Origin of the sequence: Idiomarina sp. UBA4206, assembly GCF_002383015.1 — a bacterium.
Lineage (GTDB): Bacteria > Pseudomonadota > Gammaproteobacteria > Enterobacterales > Alteromonadaceae > Idiomarina > Idiomarina abyssalis.
In genome coordinates this window covers 59744-60590 of sequence record NZ_DFTS01000067.1, presented here as the reverse complement: position 1 = coordinate 60590, position 847 = coordinate 59744, and the positions used below count along the sequence as shown (strand labels likewise).

Here is an 847-nt window from a genome sequence, read left to right as displayed (position 1 = left end):
GTTGGTCGGTTCGTCCAGCAACAAAATGTCGGGATCAACAACCAAGGCACGAGCCAAAGCCACACGACGTAGCCAACCACCAGAAAGTGAAGCCATGGTTTCATCGGCCGGCAATTGCAGTTTCGTTAAGACCTGCTCTATTCGCGTATTCACCTGCCACCCGTTAATGGCGTCCAATTGATTCTGCAATTTATCCATTTCATCAAGTGTGGCACTGCTTGGCGAGTCAGTAAGGCTGGCTGAGAGCTCATGATAACGAGCCAACGCTTTACCCGATTCCGCCAGAGCTTCGGCAACATAGTCAAATACTCTCTGCTCAGACTGTTTGGGCGGGTCCTGAGGTAAGCGTGTTACCTTGGTATCTCCAACCCACTGTATTTGCCCAGAGTCCAGAACCACGTCACTGTCGATAGCTTTCAGTAAAGTTGATTTGCCCGCACCATTTCGGCCAACTAAACAAACCCTTTCACCCGCTTCAATAGTAAAATCAACACCGTCTAAAATAGCATCGGCGCCAAAGGCCAGATGAGCATCCTGTACACGTAATAAACTCATTGCTCTACAAACTCCAGCAATTGATTAGCATCGAAAGGCCAACGCAGCTCGGCGTCGTCTTTCCCTCGAATAAATACTGGTACTAACCAGCCATACTCTTCTTGCAGCTCCTGCTGTTCGGCAATGTCGACTACTCCAAGTTCAACCGGCTCTTCCAGGTCAAGCGAATGCAATAACTGAATAGCCTGAGTACAAAGCGGACAATTTGGTTTGGTTAGCAAATAAAACGCAGACATTAATTAAGCCCGTGAAATAATATAATAATGATGAATACCTTTATGGCGTTTGAAGT

Annotated in this window: 2 protein-coding genes; both read right to left on the bottom strand. The window is 47.1% G+C overall.

The genetic code is table 11. The features are described from left to right. Window positions 1-555, bottom strand: a 555-nt coding sequence (locus B3180_RS13635; RefSeq protein ID WP_286845056.1) for an ATP-binding cassette domain-containing protein, incomplete at its 3' end; no start/stop codon positions are given. Continuing rightward, window positions 552-791 carry a glutaredoxin family protein gene (locus B3180_RS13630; protein WP_011234529.1) on the bottom strand — a complete coding sequence of 80 codons (240 nt, stop codon included), beginning with the start codon at window positions 789-791 and terminating at the stop codon, window positions 552-554. The genes B3180_RS13635 and B3180_RS13630, both read right to left, overlap by 4 nt. Between the last annotated feature and the right edge of the window lie 56 nt (window positions 792-847).

Coding starts and splice junctions, on each gene's coding strand:
- B3180_RS13630 (WP_011234529.1), bottom strand. CDS start 791: ATGTCTGCGTTTTATTTGCTAACCAAACCAAATTGTCCGCTTTGTACT.